The following is an 18,777-nucleotide window of genomic DNA, read 5'->3' on the forward strand; positions in this document are numbered from 1 at the left end:
AGCAATCGTGATGTCCTCTTCACCTACACTGCATGCCCCTACCCTGCAGAGTTTCATCGCCGGTCGCTGGATCGGCCAACAGGGCGCACAAGTGCTGCGCAGTGCCATCGACGGCCATGAAATCGCCCGCACCCATGAGGAGCGCCCGGACTTCGCCGAGGCCATCGAACACGGCCGTCGCCAGGGCATCAGCGGCTTGATGGCGCTGGACTTCCAGCAGCGCGCCCAGCGTCTCAAGGCCCTGGCCCTGTACCTGAGCGAGCGCAAGGAACAGCTGTACGCGATTTCCCACCACAGCGGCGCGACCCGTGCCGACAGCTGGATCGATATCGAAGGCGGCAACAGCACGCTGTTCACCTACGCCAGCCTCGGCTCCCGCGAACTGCCGTCGGGCAACATCGTCCACGAAGGCCCGGCGATGCAGCTGAGCAAAATGGGCACCTTCGCCGGTACCCATATTCTGGTGCCTCGCGGTGGCCTCGCGGTACACATCAATGCCTTCAACTTCCCGATCTGGGGCATGCTGGAAAAGTTCGCCCCGAGCTTCCTCGCCGGCATGCCGTGCATCGTCAAACCGGCCAGCGCCACCAGCTACCTGACCGAAGCCGTGGTGCGCCTGATGGATGAATCCGGCCTGCTGCCAGCGGGCAGTCTGCAACTGATCATCGGCAGCACCGGCGACTTGCTCGACCGCCTGCAAGGCCAGGACGTGGTGACTTTCACCGGTTCCGCCGACACCGCGGCCAAGCTGCGGGTCAACCCGAACCTGATCCGCAATTCGGTGCCGTTCAATGCCGAAGCCGACTCGCTGAACTGCGCAATCCTTGCCCCGGACGTGACCCCGGATGACGAAGAGTTCGAGCTGTTCATCAAGGAAGTCGCCCGGGAAATGACCACCAAGGCCGGACAGAAATGCACCGCCATCCGTCGCGCCATCGTCCCGGCCAAGCACATCGATGCCGTTGCTACCCGCCTGCGCGATCGCCTGGCCAAAGTGGTGGTCGGCGACCCGTCGGTGGAAGGCGTGCGCATGGGCGCACTGGCTTCCCACGATCAGCAGAAAGACGTGGCCGAGCGCCTGGAAGCACTGTTGCAGAGCAGCGACATGCTGTTCGGCGCCCGCGACGGTTTCGAACCCCGTGGTGTAAATGTCGACAAAGGCGCGTTCTTCGCCCCGACCCTGTTGCAGGCCCGCGACCCGAATGCCGAGGGCGGCGCCCACGACATCGAAGCGTTCGGCCCGGTCAGCACCCTGATGGCCTACGACGATCTCGACGAAGCGCTGGCCCTGGCCGCCCGCGGCAAAGGCAGCCTGGTGGCCAGCCTGGTGACCAAGGATCCGCAAATCGCCGCCAAGGCCATCCCGGTCGCGGCTGCCTGGCACGGCCGTTTGCTGGTACTGGATCGCCATTGCTCCGGCGAATCCACCGGCCACGGCTCGCCGCTGCCACAACTCAAGCACGGCGGCCCCGGGCGTGCCGGCGGTGGTGAAGAACTTGGCGGCCTGCGCGCGGTGAAGCACTACCTGCAACGCGCGGCGGTGCAAGGTTCGCCGACTATGCTGGCGGCGGTCACCGGCGAATACGTGCGCGGCGCCAAGGTCATCGAAACCGACGTGCATCCATTCCGTCGCCATTTCCAGGACCTGCAGATCGGCGAATCGCTGCTGACTCACCGCCGCACCGTCACCGAGGCGGACCTGGTGAACTTCGGCTGCCTGTCGGGCGACCACTTCTACATGCACTTCGACGACATCGCCGCCAAGGAATCGCAGTTCGGCAAGCGCATCGCCCACGGCTACTTCGTACTGTCGGCGGCGGCCGGTCTGTTCGTGTCCCCCGGCGTTGGCCCGGTACTGGCCAACTATGGCCTCGACACCCTGCGCTTCATCAACCCGGTGGGCATCGGCGACACCATCCAGGCGCGCCTGACCTGCAAGCGCAAGATCGACCAGGGCAAGAAGAGCCCGCAGGGCATCCCGCAAGGGGTGGTGGCGTGGGATGTGGAAGTGACCAACCAGTTGGGAGAACTGGTGGCGAGCTATGACATTTTGACTTTGGTGGTCAAGCGCGAGGATTGATCACGAACCTGTGGTCAACCTTTAACTACTGTGGGAGCGGGCTTGCTCGCGAAAGCGGACTGACATTCAACATTGATGTTGACTGACACACCGCTTTCGCGAGCAAGCCCGCTCCCACATTTGATCTCTGCTGGCTAAAGGCCTGTGGTCACCTCTCAGTGCCTGCGCAACCACTCGATAAACAGCGCAAACAACTCCGACTGCGACCCCACCTCCAGTTTCAGGTACAGGTTCTTGCGGTGCATGCGTACAGTTTCCGGTGAGATGCTCATCTGGCTGGCCGTGGATTTCACCGAATGCCCGCGCAACACCATATGCGCCACTTGCCGCTCACGCTCGGTGAGCAAGTCGCTGCCGAAATGCTCGAAAGCCGACTGCACCCGGTGCTTGAGATCATCGCGCACGCCTTGGTCTTTATCGCACTGGATCTCGCCACTGCGCAGCAATCCACGCTGACTGAACTCACTGATGAATTCGCGCACCAGCGGTTCCACGGCGCGCAGCAGATTCAGCTGTTCGGCGCTCAGGCATTCACCGCCGAAACCCTGATAGAGGCTGACGGAAATCTTCGTGTCATTGCCGGTATCGACGATGTAGTAGCTGTCTTCCGAGCAGCCCGCCTTCAGGTAATAGGATTTGTAGTAGTCACTGTCGAAGAAATTGTCCGGGGCAATTTCCTCCAGGTGATAGAAGCCTTGCGCCAAGCCCTGCTCCACCGCCAGACAAAACGGGTCGAGCAAATAGCCGCCGGCAAAATAGCGCTCCAGGATCGAGACCTGATACTCCTGCGCAATCCCGCGCTGATGCAGCAACTGGGGCGCACGGTCCTTGCGCTCCAGGCTGATCATCATCGACTCGACGGACACCAGCTGCGCCAACGCCGACGCCAGGTGTTGCAGGGCGTCGGGCTCATCGATATGGGCGAATGCCTCGCGCATTCCCCCATGCCATTTGTGCAATGCCCCGAAGGGCACCGCGATCAGCGTATCGTCGTCTGGTTTGCTCATGCCCCGCAGTCTAGCGGCTGGACACGCCCTTGGTAACAGCCTGACTGACGAAATCATTGGCCCGCGTACTGTCCGCTCGCTTCAAGCTCGGCGGCCACTTCCAGAATGCACTCGCGCAGGGTCTCGACGATTTCATCGACCTGGACAAACGTCAGGATCAACGGTGGCGACATGACGTTGAGGTGCATGATCGGCCGCACCAGCAAGCCCCGGGCCTGGGCCCGCACGTGGATTTTCTCGCCGATGTTGATCTCGTCGGGGAACAGCGCCTTGGTGCGTTTATCGGCGACGAACTCCACGCAGGCCATGAGTTTCTGGCAGCGCACATCCCCCACCAGCGGCAAGTCCCGCAGGGTTGCCAGGCGCTCTTCCAGATAAGCGCCCACCGTGTCGACATGGGCCAGCAGGTTTTCCCGCTCGATGATCTCGATGTTCTTCAGCGCCGCCGTGCAGCACACCGGATGCCCGCTGTAGGTGAAGCCGTGGGTGAAGCAGCGGCCCTTGCCCGGCTCGGCGATGACTTTCCAGATGCGCTCGGAAAAGATGCACGCTCCCAGCGGCAGGTAGGCCGAGGTCAGGCCCTTGGCGGTGGTGATGATGTCCGGCTGCACATCGAACACATCATAGGAGGCAAAGAACTTGCCCAGGCGCCCGAACGAGGTCACCACTTCGTCGGCGACGAACAAAATGTCGTAGCGCTGGCACACGTCCCACATGCGCTTGAGATAGCCCCGTGGCGGAATGATCACCCCGCCCGAGCCCATGATCGGCTCGGCGAAGAACCCGGCGACCTTGTCCGCGCCAATCGAGAGTATCTTGTCTTCGAATTCCTTGACCAGGAACTCGAGGAACTGCGCTTCGTCCATGCCGTCCGGCGCGCGGTACGGGTTCGGGTTGGACACGTGGTGGATCAGCGGGTTGGCGTAATCGAACTCCGGCACCCGGTCGGCGGCCTTGTTGCCAATCGACATGGTCAGGGTGGTGGAGCCGTGATAGGCGTTGAACCGCGCAATGACGTGCTTCTTCTCGGGTTTGCCACGACAGTTCTGGTAGTACTGGATCAGCCGGTAGGCGGTGTCCACGGCGGTGGAGCCGCCGGTGGTCAGGAACACATGGTCGAGGTCGCCGGGAGCGAGGCTGGCGAGTTTTTCGCACAGCTGAATCGCCAAGTTGTTCGACATGTCGGAAAACGGGTTCGAATAAGCCAGTTGCCGCACCTGATCGGCGATGGCCTCGGCCATTTCCTCACGGCCCAGGCCGATGTTGGTGCACCACATGCCGCCCACCGCATCGAGAAAGCGGTTGCCCTGGGTGTCGTAGATGTAGGCGCCATCACCGGCGACGATGTTCAGCGAGCCCTGCTCGGCGTGTTCGTCGAACACGTGATAGCCATGCATATGGTGAGCCTTGTCGGCCTTGACCAGCCGGGACTCGTCCGCTGGGGAAAAAACGCTGCGTGTTGGCGTCGCCATAAATAAACCTCTAACCGAAATTGACTAACGATCGAAACAAATCAGATGCCGCTTTTCACGGTGCTCCAGACCCGGGTGATCGCCCGCATGTCCTTGGCGTCCTGGGTCTTCTGCGGGAACAGGCGCTCGCGGGTCTGTGCATCGGGGTAGATCGCCGGGTTGTCACGCACAGCGGCGTTCAACAAGGGCGTGGCCGCCGCGTTGCTGTTGGCGTAATTGATGTAATCGCTCACATCGGCCATTACCTGCGGCTGCATCAGGTATTCGAGGAATTTGTGCGCGTTGGCGACGTGTGTCGCGTCGGCCGGGATGTACATGTTGTCGAACCAGATCAGCGAACCTTCCTTGGGGATGAAGTAGGCCAGGTCGATCTTCTTCTTGGCTTCTGCGGCGCGGGCCATGGCGGTGGCGTAGTCACCGGACCAGGTCATGGCCATGCACACGTCGCCGTTGGGCAGGCTGGTCAGGTAATTGACCGAGTCGAATTTGCGGATGTACGGCCGCACCGACAGCAGCAAGTCCTGGGCGGCTTTCAGATCCTCCGGTGCGGCGCTGCGTGGATCACGTCCCAGGTACTTCAGGGCCATGGGAATGACTTCGGTCGGGGCATCGAGCAGGGTCACGCCGCAATCGGCGAAGCGCGAGACGATCTTCGGATCGAAGATCATCGCCAGCGAGCCGATCGGCGCGTCCGGCATGCGTTCCTTGATCTTGTCGACGTTGTAGGTGACGCCGTTGCTGCCCCAGGTATAAGGCGCCGAGTACTGGGTGCCCGGATCATACCCTTGCAGATCCTCCAGGACTTTCGGGTCCAGGTTGGTCCAGCCCGGCAGCTGTTTCTTGTCCAGCGGCTGGAACACCTTGGCCTTGATCAGCGGCGGCGCCAGGGACGCGTTCAACACGATCAGGTCATAACCGGAGTGGCCGGTGAGCAATTTGGCCTGCACCGTTTCGTAGGCATCAAAGGTGTCGTAGATGACTTTGATGCCGGTGGCCTTTTCGAAGTCGGCCACGGTTTTTTCACCGATGTAATCCGCCCAGTTGTACAACCGCAGCGTATTGCTGTCGTCCACTTGAGCGGCGTAGGCATTCAATGTCAGCGGTACAACAAACAGACTGGAAATCACCTTAAGCAGCGTCTTGCCCATAGCAAATGCACCTTATAGCGAGTTCGGCTCTGGATGAGCGGATGCCCCCACTATTGGTCGATTCGCCGGGCGCAGCCATACCCCGAATGGGTGTGTGTCGCTTTTTGGCACACCGGCATGGCAAAAAGCGGCAGTGCAGTTGACCCGTTTTGCCATAGATCCGGAGTTTGTCCGGCGCTTAAAGTGGCAGCCCTGAACCGACCCTGCAGAGCCTGTGATGACCGACCTGATCAAACACGAGCAACGCGACGGCGTGTTGACGCTGACCATCGACCGCCCAGACAAGCTCAATGCGCTGAACAACGCCATGTACACGCAACTGGCCGAGCTGTTGCTGGCCGCCGACGAAGACCCGCAGACCGGCGTGATCATCCTCACCGGTGGCCCGGCGTGCTTCACCAGCGGCAATGACCTGGTGGATTTCCTGCAGAATCCGCCCACTCATCTGGACGCCCCGGCATTCCACCTGATGAAGGTCGTCACGCGCCTGCAAAAACCGCTGGTCGCGGCAGTCTGCGGGGCTGCCATCGGCATCGGCACCACGTTGCTGCTGCATTGCGACCAGGTACTGGTGACCCGCAGCGCCAAGCTGCGCATGCCGTTCGTCAACATCGGCCTGTGCCCCGAATTCGGCGCCAGCCTGTTGCTGCCACGCCGCCTCGGCCATGCCCGCGCCGCGAGCCTGCTGCTGTTGGGCAACGGCCTGGACGGTAATGAAGCGGTGGCCTGGGGCCTGGCCAACGAAGCCTTCGATGACGGCGCACAATGCCTGGCGGCGGCGACAAAAATCGCCCAGCGCTTCCTGGCCATGCCCCAGCAAGCCTTGCGCCAGTCCCGGCAATTGATGAAACAGGCTTCACTGGCCGAACTGGAAGCCACCCTGCGCGAAGAAAACACGCTGTTCATTCAACGCCTGAATACCGACGAGGCGAAAACCGCCTTGAACGCCCTGCTCAATCGCAGTACAGATAAGAATCCACCGAAAGGAAACCAGCCATGAACACTCCAGAAATCTACGTCGTCAGCGCCGCCCGTACCGCCATCGGTACGTTCGGTGGCTCGCTCAAGGACGTGCCACTGGCCGACCTCGCGACCACGGCCGTGAAAGCCGCCCTGGAGCGAGCCGCCGTGGACCCGGCGCTCGTTGGCCACCTGGTGATGGGCAACGTGATCCCGACCGAAACCCGCGATGCCTACATCTCCCGCGTCGCGGCGATGAACGCCGGCATCCCGAAGGAAACCCCGGCCTACAACGTCAACCGCCTGTGCGGTTCGGGCCTGCAAGCCATCATCAACGCCGCCCAGACCCTGATGCTCGGCGATGCCGACATCGTCGTCGGTGCCGGTGTCGAATCCATGAGCCGTGGCCCGTACCTGATGCCGAGCGCCCGCTGGGGTTCGCGCATGGGCAACGCCCAGGTCATCGACTACATGCTCGGCATCCTGCATGACCCCTTCCATGGCATCCACATGGGCATCACCGCCGAGAACGTCGCCGCGCGCAACGGCATCACCCGCGAAATGCAGGACGCCCTGGCTTTCGAAGACCAGCAACGCGCGGCCCACGCGATTGCCAACGGCTACTTCAGCGAGCAGATCGCGACCGTGGAAATCCAGGATCGCAAGGGCGTCAAACTGTTCAGCGTCGACGAGCATCCGCGCGCCACGTCCCTGGAACAACTGGCTGCGATGAAGCCTGCGTTCAAGAAGGACGGCTCGGTCACCGCCGGCAACGCCTCGGGCCTCAACGACGGCGCCGCCGCTCTGGTCATGGCCAGCGGCAACGCGGTCCAGGCCAATAACCTGAAACCGCTCGCCCGCCTGGTCAGCTACGCCCACGCCGGCGTCGAACCGGAGTTCATGGGCCTGGGCCCGATCCCGGCCACGCGTCTGGCGCTCAAGCGCGCCGGCCTGACCGTCGCCGACCTGGATGTGATCGAAGCCAACATCGCCTTCGCCGCCCAGGCCTGCGCCGTCAGCCAGGAACTGGACCTCGACCCGGCCAAGGTCAACCCGAACGGTTCGGGCATCGCCCTGGGCCACCCGGTGGGCGCAACCGGCGCGATCATCGCCACCAAGGCCATCCACGAACTGCACCGCACCGGCGGCCGTTACGCGCTGGTGACCATGTGCATCGGTGGTGGCCAGGGGATTGCGGCGATTTTTGAACGCGTGTAATCACCCTGCCTTACGCAAAACTGTAGGCGCTGGCTTGCCAGCGATGACGACCTCAAGGACAACACGACCCTGAGGCCGCCATCGCCAGCAAGCCGGCTCCTACGGCCACCAATCAAAATCAAAGCGGCGCCTTTTCCCCCTTGTCCAGAAATATCTGCGCCGGCAATTCAAAGCCGCGCAACTTGAGCAACGCCAGCGGCCCTGCACCCAGTTCAGTGCGCAGGTGCCAGGTCAGGTCGAGGCCGTCCGGGGCCCGAAGCTGCACGCGGTACTGGCTATCGGTGTCGTTCAGGGCGGTGACTTTCGCTTGTTCGAGCAGGCGGATCAGGCCCCAGGTGCCTTCGTAATCGCCGTAGAGGCGTTCATTGGCCAGCACACTGATCCACAGCAAGCGCGTGCCCGGGTGCTGGCTGAAGCCCGGCCAGCTGAAGCGCTGCCAGCGTTCCTTCTGGTTGAAGTACTCATGCTTTTCGCCGTTGAGGATGAAAGTGGTCTGCACCACGTCGCGCACCGGCTTGCCGCGCAGCTCGAAACTCAGGCCCATGCCGCCGTCGGTGTAGAGCACGTCGGCGAGGTGGCTGAGCTGGTTGATCGCCGTCAGGAACTTCGGGTTGAAGTGCAGACCCTGGCTGTGCCGCGCGTCGGCCACCCAGCGGCTGCCTTCCTTGCGCAGCACACCGCCCAATTGCTGCTGGAGGAACTGGTCGATGCGCCCGGCGTCGGCGCGGATCATCTGCCCGAGCATCGGCAACGAGGCGTCACTGCCGGTGGCAGCAAAGGGGTAGCGCCCGGCAAACGCGCCCTGCCAGTCGCGTACGATCGCCCGCTGCCACTGGCTGTTGAGGCCGGCCACCGAGGGTTGCAGGACTCGCTGCCAGGCCTGCTCCAGCGGTTGCACGAACAGCGTCTGGCCGATGCCGTCCCATTCGGCGCCGAGGCTGGCGGCGAGCAGGCTGCCGTAGGCCTGGGTGTCGGTGAGGTCGACGCTGTGGCCCTGGAACACGCTTTGCGCCAGGGCCTGGGTCATCGCCTGGGGGTTGGGCGCGTTGCTCACCTGCTGCAGCTTCAGGCGCACCCGGGTGACGCGGTTGAGGAAGGCTTGCAGGCTCAGGCGTTCGTTGTCGTTTTGGCTGTCGACGTCTTTGCCCAGCAAGGTCAACAGCGGGCCAAAGGTGGCGTCCAGCGGGCTGCCGCTGCCGGGCATGCCCTGATCGATCACCGGCACTGGCTCCTTGCCGAGCAACTGCTGCGCCGACTGCACCAGCGAGTCGGCCAGCGCCTGACGACGGGTGCCGGCCTGGCCCTGATAAGCCAGGGTGTTCATCAGGGCGATCAGCGGCGACTGGCGCACATCGCTCATCAGCGCCAACTGGTCGATCACCTCGCCGAGGCTGTCCACCGGTTGCCAGCGCAGTTGGTTGAGAAAATCCAGCCAGGCGTGGGCGTAGTCCTGGAAGTAGCGTTCGGTCAGGCGTTGCTTGAGCTGCTCCGGGCTCAGGTCGGCGGCAAGACGGGCCGGGTTGTCGCTGAGCACCCAGTCGATCTCCTCGCGTCGCGCCTCGGCGATGGCGTCGATGGCCGGACGCACCTGGCCTTCCCAGGCCTGGCGGGTGAACACGCCCGGCACCTCGGCTGAAGTGGCAAACAGCGCCGATGCCTCGGTGTCGCCGACCATCTGTTGCAGGGCCAGCGCCGGCGCGTGATTGGCCGCGCTGTCGAGCACGGTCTGGTACAGGCTGGCTTCGCCGTTGCGCTGGCCTAGCTGGCTGATCAGGACCTGGCGGACCTGGGCGACCAGCTTGGGATCGGCGTCGATGCGCCAGTTTGGGTGGGCGGCCAGTTGTTCGGCGTAAAAGGCCCACAGGGTCGGTGACAGCGCGTGCCAGAGGCCTGGTGAGTAGCCGGTGCTTTGCGGTTCGGCTTCCACCAAGGCTTGGGTGAGAAAGGCCGGATCGGCTTTTTCCGGGCGCGCCAGCATCAGGTAAGCCTTGAGCTGCGCATAGGCGGCCGGGGCGCGCTTGGCGCGTTCGGGGCTGTCCGGTGGCAGCTTGACCAGGGCGTTGAGGCGGGCCTTGAGGGTGGCCGCTGCCGGGTCACGCAACAGGCGCTGATTGGCCTCGACGTAACGCGGCCACAGCATAGCCAACAGCGCGTCGTTCTGGTTCAGGCCGAAACGCTGATGCCATGGTGAGCCGTGGCTGGCGCGGTAATCCAGGCGGCCGAGTTCGCGGGTCAGTTCGTTGAGAGCGCTCAGTTGCGCGTCGCCGGGGGTGGCTTGCTGCAGTGCGGTCAGCGAGGTTTGCAAATGGTGAATCTGCACGCGGTTGCTGAGGAACGACAGCAGCAGGCCTGCGCTCCAGACCAGGGCCACGGCCAACACCAAGCCATAAGCGACGCGCGGGGCGCTCCAGCCCAGGCGACGGTTCCGCCGTTTTGGCTCGCCGAGCACGCCTTGCCAGGCAGGGTCCATGGGCCAGAAGTGCTCTTCCTTGTTCTGCGTTGTATTGGACAACGGCAGGCTGAACCACAGGCCGCGCAACGGAACATCCTGCCTGGAACTGCCGAACCACGGCGTCAGTGCCTTACGCCAGCGGGCCACGCCTTCAACTTGCAGGTCCCGCGCCAGGCGCACCAGAAAATCATGCGCCATCGTCAGGTTCATCTGCGCCCAGCCTTCCTGACGCATGGGGCCCAGTAGACTGTGCAGCGACGTTTCCAGGTCTGTGGCGGTAAGACGAGATGACAGTGCGCAGCCAACCGCCTGACTCGGGCGTTTCTCCTGCAACCAGTGACTGGCGCAAACCTGCCAGAGGTGCAGCGGCAGCGACCAGCCCAGCCTACGAGCGAGGTCTTGAAGGTGCCGCGCGCCTTTACCCATATGATAGCCATCGGCACTTTGCTCGGCGTTCAACGCCCAAATCACGCCGTCGAGGGGACGCCAGCGGGTCAGGCGGCGGAACTGAACGATCACCTTGTCGTCCAGCTCTTGCTGCACACTGCCACCCCACAGCAGCACAGTGCCCTCGTCTTCCAGCCAATGGTCGGTGCCCAGGCCGGGGGCAATGGCCTTGATCTGCTGAGGTTCGCCTACGACGAGCAGGAGGCGTACTTTGCGGTGCCACAGCGAGCCATAATTGCGGCGCAAGTACGCATGCAATCTGCAGCTATCCAATTCAGTAGACTTAGGCAGTATCAAACCCGCGTCCGCCCGTGGGAGCACTTTGTCTACCTGTCCCTGATCGCGATGACTTCGCTGTTTCAACTGCATCAACAACCGGGGGGCAAGTTGCGCGATAGCCGCAATAAGAACGATCAACAAGAAAGCGAGCATCCGGTGATGGTTTTCCACCAGCCCCATCCGCTCACCATAGGCCTGTATCATCCAGGCCAGGGCCGCCATCAATACACTGATCCACACCGCCGCACCCGCGCGACGCCATGGGTTGCTCCATGCTTTCATGCCAGCTCTCCCGCGCTAACGGTACTGATCCAATACCGTGACTCTTCTTTGGCGAGCAGCAGCACTGGCTGCTGCTGGTGTTGAACCATTTCCAACCCGAAGGCGGCTGCCAACCAATGCCCAAAAGGTCCCGGCAGTCCGCACAGGTGCTCCTGAACCCACAGCTGCTGCGCACTCAACGAGACAGCCTGAGCACCGATAGTGGCGAAGACATTGCCGGTCAGCGGCTGCCAGTCAGCGCTGTCCGCCAACACCCCCGTAGCCTGAAGCGCCATCGTCTGGGTTTGCAGGAACAGCACCAGCTCGCTGTTCAATGTGGCGACGTCCAAAGGCATCGGGCGCAACAAGCGACCTTGCACAGGAAGGTCCCAAGCAAAGGCCAACTGGTCTGGACATATCAACAAGGCCGCCAGCCCATCGGAGTACGCCTCCCCGCCGTTTACCTGCACGACCAAAATCAAGTCGAGGGCTGCGCGGGCAGACTTCAGCGTGTCGTCGATCCATTGGCACGACAATTCATCGGTCAGGGTGACCGTTGCAGGTTGTGTTAGTTGGGCGGTTTGCCACTGCTGCCAGACGTCGCGCAGTGCAGCGTATTGATCAGGCTCAACATCACTCAACAGCGTGACTCGCAACGCCTGTTCAGCGGGCAAGGCCTGCAAGGCCGGCGCGAGCACTGGCAATAACAACTGCAACCCCGCCTGCGCGCGATCGCCCTGCTCGGGCAGAGCGGCTATGCGCCTGGCGTGCCCTGTACGCAGTGGCATATCTCGCCGACCTTGCAGCCCACTGGCAGATACCTGATCCGGCAGCAGCACACAGCTGGTATGCACGGCCAGATAGCGTTGCGCCCAGTCTTGCCAGGCCAGCTGCGCATTGACCGCTTCCTCCTCGAGAAATTGATGCTGACTGAGCGCCCCACCGTAGAAATAGGCACGGGTACCGAACAGCAACACCCAGACCAGCAGTGGCGAGCCAGTCAATAACCAGACATTGATCGCCTGCAGTTGCGCTAACTGCATTGAGGCGTGCAACAGAAACAACAGCACACCCACCACCACCGCGACGACGGCCGCCAGTACCCAACGACCCAGCATCGGCGGCACCGGAGCTTGCACCACAAAGGGTGCCTTTCTATCCCAGCCCATGGCTCAACCCACCCCACAGTCAGGCGCGCTGGAAATCACCTGGCATCCGCATTCACTGCGACAGCCATCGATCACCATTGCCCGGCCATCTTCCCAGCAGTCGGAACAGCCCTCAACGATGGGATTGGTGCCATGGGCTGGACAACTGACCTCATCCCCCACCAAAGCCACGGGCTTGCCATTAACAAATGTGGTGGACGAAGCGGATATCACTTCTCCATCGTGTGTGGTGCTATCACCCAACAACACAAATCCCTGGTACATATTAATTTCTCCAAAATCAGCCCTGGATTACAAACTGGAACAAGCAACCAAATTACTTGATGAAGCATCTTCTCCTTCAACAGAGTAATTAACGAACACGCTCCCCATGCTCTTTGACGCCCGCCCTTTAAAACTCGAATTTTCGAGGACAACTGTCACCGCCATTGGTGCGCTCCAGGGCGCGCTCGAGTGCAAATGTGTCAAAAACGAAAGAAAATGGTAAGTCGATAATAGCTAGAGGAATAACAAACCCATACGTTTCCTTAATAAAGTTCCAACTAGTCGCAGCTTTGAAATCAAACTGAACTCCCTGATAAGGGCAGTTTGGTCCGTACGCAAGTCCCGCCCCAATAGATCCACACCCTGAAATGGAAAGCACAAACAAACCAGACAGAGTAAAAACAAACATCTTCATTAACTCAACTCCAACATTGATTTTTTACATTCAAGACACTGACCAAACACGGACAACAGCGACACTCGTTATGGGTATCAGTCATTGTTACGGAAACAGTCTCCTATTCGTGACCTGAAGGGCTGTTGGGTTTCGCAAGATATGATCGAAAAGACTCTGCCGATCGAGGAACAGCTGGTTGCGTACCTGAGTAAAAGGGCTGTGCGCGGCAGGAGAAGCGATGCTCACTGTTTGCTCTCCGCTGCCTGGCGGATCACTTGCAACTTACGGAAATTCGGTCCCCAACGGCCATCCGGTTCGACACTGCCATCGGGATAAGTAATGACAGTGTGGTTGCCTTCTTTCTTTACCTTTGGCCGGGCCGAATAAACGACAAAATCAGGATGCAAGACGGGCTCGAAATATACCTGCCGGGCTTGCAGGGCCTGATACATCACATAAATATCGCCCTCGCTTGTTAAGCTGACAGTTTTTTTGTAGGGGCCTATAAATTCTTCATCAACCCAAGGATAATAGTCCTTCTTGATCGTCAAATCTTCCTCTACTTTTATCGGTAATCCAGAACTTCTGGAGGGCCGATTATGGTCAAACATGACCACCACTCCCCCGCCTGCGCCATAAGTAACGTTCTCGCCAAAGCGCGCGGGATTGCGATAGGCGACACCAAACATCACGTTGCTCAGATGCCACTGACAAGCACCGCCGCCATCAATTGGCAACTTGGCCTGGAAGAGATCACTCCCCCCCAGACGCTGCAATTGCACATCAATACCGTGATAACCCTCCAACTCGATGCGCACACCGCTCGCTCCGTGGGTGATGTTCTTGCACACTGCCGAGCGGTACATCACCTCCAGGGTTTCCGTTTCGAGTTCCAGAGGCACTTTCACTGTGATGGTCATCTTTTCGCTATCTAGCGGTGGCGACAAGCTTCGATCCTTGGCGCACCCGCTGAGGCTCACGAACAGGCTGAGTAACGCTACGGGCATTTTCATGATCATGGCCGGTACCTTGAGGTCGTGGGCCGAGTTCAATGCGGGACGCTTGCGCAGCGGCCGTTTGGTACCGCCATAGGTCCGTTGCGTTACCTGCAAGGTTTCGCCGAGACGATTTTGCAAATCGAGCAACGCCTGGTTGCGTGCCAGTTCGAAGGGGTTGATCTGGGCAAGAGAAAAAAGGCTCATTGTTGGTTCTCCGCTGCTTGGCGGATTGCTTGCAGCTTACGGAAATTCGGTCCCCAACGGCCATCCGGTTCGATACTGCCATCGGGATAGGTAATGACAGTGTGGTTGCCTTCTTTCTTTACCTTTGGCCCGGCCGAATACACGACAAAATCAGGATGCAAGATGGGCTCGAAATATACCTGCCGGGCTTGCAGGGCCTGATACATTAAGTAGATATGGCCTTCACCTGCCAAGCTGATCCTTTTTCTATAGCTTCCAAGAAAGGATTCACTCAACCACGGGTAATAGTCCTTCTTGATCGTCAAATCACCTTCGACCTTGATGTCCGCGCCTCCACGTGGCGAGTTGTTGTGATCGAAGATCACCACCACTCCACCGCCTGCTCCATAAGTCACGTTTTCACCAAAGTTGGCAGGGCGACCATAAGCGACACCAAAAGTCACGTTGCTCAATCGCCACTGGCATGCACCGCCACCATCGATTGGCAGTTTGGCCACATAAAGATCGCTTTGTCCCTCACGCACGAGTTGCAGATCGGTACTTTGATAGCCATCGCGTTGATAGGTTTCGCCGAAGGCGGAGCGATCAGTAAAGGTACACAGGGTTGAGCGATACACCACCTGCAAGGTCTCCGCGACCAGTTCCTTTGGCACTTTCACAGTCACGGTAATTGACTCGCCACCCGGCGGAGGTGCCATGTTCTGATCCTTGGCACAACCAATGAGACTGGCGCACAGAGTGAGTATTGCGATGGGCATTTTCTTGATCATTCTCGGATCCTTGCCGGCGCTGGCCGGGCTCAACAGTGGGCTCTTTCGTAGCAGGCGCTCGGGTCGGCCGCGGCGTCGAAGCGTTGCAACGCCTCGGCGCCGCCATCGGCCTGTTGCGTCACCCGCAGGGTTTCACCAAGACGACTCTGCAAATCGAGGAATACTTTGTTGCGTTCCAGCTCGTCTTCGACAAGGCTTGCGTAGTTGTCCTTGGTCTGCTGTTCGAAATTCTGTCGATCCAGTTGCCGCTTCAACAACGGCGAGCGTTCAGGGTTGATTGACTCCAGCAACTGGCCATAGATGTACGGCTGGTAATTGCCCATCATGTGGTTGCCCAAGCCCACAAACCGGCCTGTCTTGGGATTGCTGAAGGGTGGGAAAAACCTCGCCCGACTCTCGGCGGTCAAGGAGGTGGTGAGGCGCTGCTGTGCCTGCTCGGCCTGCTGGTCGTCGTCAGGGCTCAGACTCGGGACCAGGTAAAATTTGACTTTCTCCGATAGGCGATAAGCGATGATTGTGTGGTAAGGCGCGCCTAGCCCGTCCTTGTTGCGGTAGGCGGGGTATGACGAGCCTCGCTGGCGGGTGTGCTGTTCGGCCCTGAAGAACATGGCGATTTCGCCGTGGTGGCAGAAGGGGTCGCCATGGCGGAACAACTGATTGGCGGTCAACTGCAGCATCGACCAGCCAACCCCTAGAGTAGTGCCCAGGGGGCCATAGAGGTCGTAAAGGTAGTTATCCAACGCCGCTTCAGGTGGCACGCTGGGGATTGGATCGATGTCGTTGACGTGACGGAAATGCACGATCTCGTCGAGGCATTTAACGGCCTTAAGAGTGAAGGTGCGTGGCATGCCGTAGGTGTATAGCAGCGGGTTCTGTGCTTTCAGTGAAGCTGCATGAACTAACCCAAGGGCGCCCCCTAGGCTGTGACCACAAATGAACACCTTTCGATCAGCGGCTTTTTCAGGAATTATCTCGCCAAGCTCCTTGGCATAAATCCTACAGGCCAAATCGAACGACTCGCGAAACCCCAAATGCACGCGGCCCTCCGGGGTCAGATCGTCACAGGGCACCTTGGGTTCGCACAAGGCCTGCACTTGCGGTTTTACCGGGCGGAAAGTCGCATCTGTAACGAGATCTGCTTTCTTGTTTAATTCCGTGCCTCGCCAAGCTACGAGTACCTGGATGGCACTGATGGCATAAAAAAGTTGAGTGTCGCCCTCTGGAGGTCGTGCTTGTGTTGTGTCTAATGGTTTGGCGATGGTGTAGCGACCATCGAAGGGAACATCGGTAACTACGCACGGCAATTTCTGCCTGCTGTCGAAAACTATCGGTGTACGAGATAAGTCCAGGCATTGCTGCTCGAAGAACTCCTTGACGGAACCCAACGCATTCTCGGGTTCCGTGCTGTACGCCAGAATACTCATCAGAGCCAGGTTATAAGCATTGACCAGGCTGTACTCCGAATGGTGATGCAACGTCAGCGACCAGGCGCGCAACGGGCAGACTTCCAGCACATGCCGGCGATCGAGTTGATCGTCGCCAATGGTGAACCCGCCAAACTTCGGGTCTGGAAAATGGTAGGCCGGGGGTTGCCTGGCGTCCGCCAAGGGCGGGTCGAATGTCGGCAGCCGATCGCACAATTGGCCGATACGCAGGTAGTGATAGCCATGCCCGGCTGCGACCGCCTGCTGTTCGATGGGCGAGAAGCCCGAACGCTGCGGACCATACAGCGGCGTGCGATCAGCGAAGCCGGGGCGTGCAGGTTCGGCTCGCTGGGCACGCAGGCGGCGATTTTGCAGTATCTCCGCCAAGAGCTCGGCGTCTATCAGCAAGGTGATGGCCAACGGGTGCAGGCCGTCCAGGCGGATCACTCCCTCGGCATCGGTGCGGCCTCTGTACTCCGGGATGAAGTCGCTGCGGGTCGCCTCGTTGCACGCGCGATAGGGCAGGTTTGCCAGGGGTTCGCCCTGTTCATCGAGCAACTGGAACTCGATCCATTGCATTTTCTGTTTGCCGCAGACCACAGTCTTGCAGGAGCCCAGTGTGTCCGTACGGTGCAACCTATTGTTCATGTTAGTCCTTTAATGCTGTTAGTTATTTTTTCTGAAACCGCCGCAAGTCGCCAGCAATTGATCTGCACAAAACAACTAAACACACCATTTCCCCCTGAATAAAATGGAAAACAATTTAATAGCCTCAGAAAACAACAGCAGGGTAATCAACCATATAACTGACGTTGCGCCTGCCGCTTTCGAAAGCCATAAAAAAATCGATAGCGAAGGCACAACAAGCAATAACCGAAGTGGTAATTGAACGTAAATTAGATACGGAATCGTTCGCGAACCGACGAAAAACAAAACCATTGAAACAACTATCGACACGTTCAGAAGAACTGACAACAATAAGAGCACATCCGAACTCACCCCATGCTCTGACCTTAACTGAACATAGGATTGAATATCGCTATAAAACGGCACCTTGCCCTGGGAAAAATTGAGGTAGCCGAATTGGATAATATAAAAGAAATCCATCGCACCCCAGAACCAGTAAAGCCACTTTACGTTCATTTTCATTTTCCTTCACCTGACACCAGACAAAGTGAAGGCCTGACTTCCTTTCCGGCTTGATCATATATGTATTGCAGATACAAAGGCCCGTCGTTACTTTTCTTGGCCACACAAAAAACCGCATCGAAGAATAAGATGCTTTGTCGTGTTGGATTCGTAACGGCTATATTGATTCTCGTGTAATAAACACCCCCAGCACTCAAGGGCTTTGCATCTACTACAGGTCGATACCCGGAAGGATTTTCCCCATAAAAAATGCAGCCACCTGATTCGAGCAGCATGGTCTCCCCAGTATTTTCAAGTTCCAACTTCCACATGGTTAACCCTCTACCGACCAAGGGTTTACTTTCAGATACCGATATAGAATTTACCCCCACAGCTTCTGATATTTCTTGCGGAACACAAATTAATAATCGCCCATATTCAGAAGCAATAACAGCGTTCCCAGGCAGCCCCCATGGAGTGGACTGAGCCAAACTGGAAAAAAAGATTAACCCAAGACTAAAACGCACTGTATTTTTCATGGCAACTTTCCAATACAGCGATTTCAAGCTTTAGCTGTGAAGTATTAGACTTGATCATGCTTTTCCCCGACCACAGGCTGGAGTTATTTCTGTGCCATCAGGAAGGCGCTCGTACTGAAGATATTCAAAAATGCCACTCACGGCTTTCTTCACGCAAAAAGCAGCCCGATAAGTGTCAGTAGTCCTGTATGCATCACTCAGCCCAAAGATGTAGGTTTTATTTTCCTCAAACTTAAGTGAAGGTATTTTTATTTTCCCATCGTATAACTCATAACCATTTGGAACGATACCAAATTCAATGCACTCCCCAGGCTGCAACACCAGAGGCTTGGCATCCGATTTCAACGCAACACTCCAGCCAGGGGCATTTCGCACATAACTTTCGGACACTGATATCCAGCCAACTGCAAAACTTTTGCCTGCATCATTCGGCAAACAAATAGCCGGCTTATTATTGATAGCAACAATCTTGCCCTCACCAAGCAAGCCAAAAGACGTAGCGTTCGCCTCATCCACAAAGCAAAGTAGCGCAACCAGCAACAATGAAATCGATTTCATGG

16 protein-coding genes are annotated in these 18,777 nt (G+C 59.1%); 4 read left to right on the forward strand and 12 right to left on the reverse strand.

Going from position 1 to position 18,777, the window contains the following annotated elements; genetic code table 11:
- Nucleotides 1–10 precede the first annotated feature (10 nt).
- Nucleotides 11–2,080, forward strand: a complete 2,070-nt coding sequence (gene paaZ, locus AC3IP0_RS19540; protein WP_489325666.1) for a phenylacetic acid degradation bifunctional protein PaaZ — start codon at nucleotides 11–13, stop codon at nucleotides 2,078–2,080.
- Between the two features lie 155 nt (nucleotides 2,081–2,235).
- Here paaZ and AC3IP0_RS19545 read toward each other — a convergent pair whose 3' ends face one another.
- Genes AC3IP0_RS19545 through AC3IP0_RS19555 form a run of 3 tightly spaced genes read right to left on the reverse strand, consistent with a single transcriptional unit; the run spans nucleotide 2,236 to nucleotide 5,707 of the window.
- Nucleotides 2,236–3,144: a helix-turn-helix domain-containing protein gene (locus AC3IP0_RS19545; protein ID WP_489325668.1), complete on the reverse strand. Its 909-nt coding sequence runs from the start codon at nucleotides 3,142–3,144 to the stop codon at nucleotides 2,236–2,238.
- Complete coding sequence (locus AC3IP0_RS19550; RefSeq protein WP_489325670.1) at nucleotides 3,141–4,559, reverse strand: aminotransferase; 1,419 nt, start codon at nucleotides 4,557–4,559, stop codon at nucleotides 3,141–3,143. The genes AC3IP0_RS19545 and AC3IP0_RS19550 overlap by 4 nt, the downstream gene beginning before the upstream one ends.
- 41 nt (nucleotides 4,560–4,600) lie before the next feature.
- Nucleotides 4,601–5,707 (reverse strand): polyamine ABC transporter substrate-binding protein, encoded by a 1,107-nt coding sequence (locus AC3IP0_RS19555; RefSeq protein WP_489325671.1) that lies wholly within the window; start codon nucleotides 5,705–5,707, stop codon nucleotides 4,601–4,603.
- 217 nt (nucleotides 5,708–5,924) lie between these two features.
- Here AC3IP0_RS19555 and AC3IP0_RS19560 point away from each other — a divergent pair, with 217 nt between their 5' ends.
- Entirely contained in the window at nucleotides 5,925–6,707 is a 783-nt protein-coding gene (locus tag AC3IP0_RS19560) for an enoyl-CoA hydratase-related protein (RefSeq protein ID WP_489325672.1), read from the forward strand.
- Nucleotides 6,704–7,885, forward strand: coding sequence for an acetyl-CoA C-acyltransferase family protein (locus AC3IP0_RS19565; protein ID WP_489316652.1), 1,182 nt, complete (start codon nucleotides 6,704–6,706; stop codon nucleotides 7,883–7,885). Before AC3IP0_RS19560 ends, AC3IP0_RS19565 begins: the two co-directional genes overlap by 4 nt.
- Before the next feature lie 118 nt (nucleotides 7,886–8,003).
- Here the strand turns inward: AC3IP0_RS19565 and AC3IP0_RS19570 are convergent, their stop codons facing one another.
- Nucleotides 8,004–11,345 (reverse strand): ImcF-related family protein, encoded by a 3,342-nt coding sequence (locus AC3IP0_RS19570; protein ID WP_489316653.1) that lies wholly within the window; start codon nucleotides 11,343–11,345, stop codon nucleotides 8,004–8,006.
- The gene (locus tag AC3IP0_RS19575; RefSeq protein ID WP_489316654.1) at nucleotides 11,342–12,442 is read right to left on the reverse strand and encodes a hypothetical protein; all 1,101 of its coding nucleotides are present in this window, start codon (nucleotides 12,440–12,442) and stop codon (nucleotides 11,342–11,344) included. Before AC3IP0_RS19575 ends, AC3IP0_RS19570 begins: the two co-directional genes overlap by 4 nt.
- Nucleotides 12,443–12,491: 49 nt before the next feature.
- On the opposite strand from AC3IP0_RS19575, the gene AC3IP0_RS19580 reads away from it, so the two are divergent.
- Nucleotides 12,492–12,845, forward strand: a complete 354-nt coding sequence (locus tag AC3IP0_RS19580; protein WP_489316655.1) for a hypothetical protein — start codon at nucleotides 12,492–12,494, stop codon at nucleotides 12,843–12,845.
- 39 nt (nucleotides 12,846–12,884) lie between these two features.
- On the opposite strand, the gene AC3IP0_RS19585 is transcribed toward AC3IP0_RS19580, so the two are convergent.
- The 7 genes from AC3IP0_RS19585 to AC3IP0_RS19615 form a co-directional block, all read right to left on the reverse strand.
- Nucleotides 12,885–13,172 (reverse strand): YceK/YidQ family lipoprotein, encoded by a 288-nt coding sequence (locus AC3IP0_RS19585; protein WP_489316656.1) that lies wholly within the window; start codon nucleotides 13,170–13,172, stop codon nucleotides 12,885–12,887.
- A gap of 224 nt (nucleotides 13,173–13,396) precedes the next feature.
- Entirely contained in the window at nucleotides 13,397–14,356 is a 960-nt protein-coding gene (locus AC3IP0_RS19590; RefSeq protein WP_489325673.1) for a hypothetical protein, read from the reverse strand.
- Complete coding sequence (locus AC3IP0_RS19595; RefSeq protein WP_489316659.1) at nucleotides 14,353–15,126, reverse strand: hypothetical protein; 774 nt, start codon at nucleotides 15,124–15,126, stop codon at nucleotides 14,353–14,355. Before AC3IP0_RS19595 ends, AC3IP0_RS19590 begins: the two co-directional genes overlap by 4 nt.
- 29 nt (nucleotides 15,127–15,155) lie before the next feature.
- A complete protein-coding gene (locus AC3IP0_RS19600; RefSeq protein WP_489316660.1) occupies nucleotides 15,156–17,198 on the reverse strand; it encodes a lipase family protein in 2,043 nt (680 codons plus the stop codon).
- A gap of 75 nt (nucleotides 17,199–17,273) precedes the next feature.
- Nucleotides 17,274–17,699: a hypothetical protein gene (locus AC3IP0_RS19605; protein ID WP_489316661.1), complete on the reverse strand. Its 426-nt coding sequence runs from the start codon at nucleotides 17,697–17,699 to the stop codon at nucleotides 17,274–17,276.
- Nucleotides 17,696–18,217: a hypothetical protein gene (locus AC3IP0_RS19610; protein WP_489316662.1), complete on the reverse strand. Its 522-nt coding sequence runs from the start codon at nucleotides 18,215–18,217 to the stop codon at nucleotides 17,696–17,698. The genes AC3IP0_RS19605 and AC3IP0_RS19610 overlap by 4 nt, the downstream gene beginning before the upstream one ends.
- A gap of 54 nt (nucleotides 18,218–18,271) precedes the next feature.
- Nucleotides 18,272–18,775: a hypothetical protein gene (locus tag AC3IP0_RS19615; RefSeq protein ID WP_489316663.1), complete on the reverse strand. Its 504-nt coding sequence runs from the start codon at nucleotides 18,773–18,775 to the stop codon at nucleotides 18,272–18,274.
- Between the last annotated feature and the right edge of the window lie 2 nt (nucleotides 18,776–18,777).

Source organism: Pseudomonas sp. GL_103 (assembly GCF_057835175.1).